The 407-nt window shown below is 61.4% G+C and carries 1 protein-coding gene; it reads right to left on the bottom strand.

Features of this window, described 5'->3' with window-relative positions:
* On the bottom strand, positions 1-407 hold a 407-nt coding region (locus CDV44_RS27155), incomplete at both ends, for an MFS transporter (RefSeq protein ID WP_141118834.1).

Here is a 407-nt window from a genome sequence, read left to right as displayed (position 1 = left end):
CGCCGTCTGCTTCGGCACGCCAAGCGTCTTGGTGATGTAGCTCAGCGAGAACACCACGATGAGATAGAAGATCGCCGCAGGGCCGCAAAAGAAGAGCGTCCAGCGAATGAGCGGTTTGTAATGCAGACGCACGGCATCGCGCAGCGGATTGCTCACCTTCACGACCTGCTTTGCCTGCTTCATCGCAGCGAACGCCGGTGTTTCGTGCACCTTGAGTCGAATGTAGACGCCGACGACGACCAGCAGAAAGCTCAGCACGAAGGGCACGCGCCATCCCCACGACTCAAACGCTTCCGCCGACAACGAGGCCGATAGCCCGAATAGCGCCGCGTTGGCGAGAATCTGACTGACGGGCGAGCAGATGCCCAACAAGCCGGAGTACCTGCCTCGCCGGTCCGGGCTCGCGT

Origin of the sequence: Pandoraea sp. PE-S2R-1, assembly GCF_002179865.1 — a bacterium.
Lineage (GTDB): Bacteria > Pseudomonadota > Gammaproteobacteria > Burkholderiales > Burkholderiaceae > Pandoraea.
Note: the sequence above shows the minus strand (reverse complement) of the source record. Positions and strands in the feature narration are given on the sequence as shown.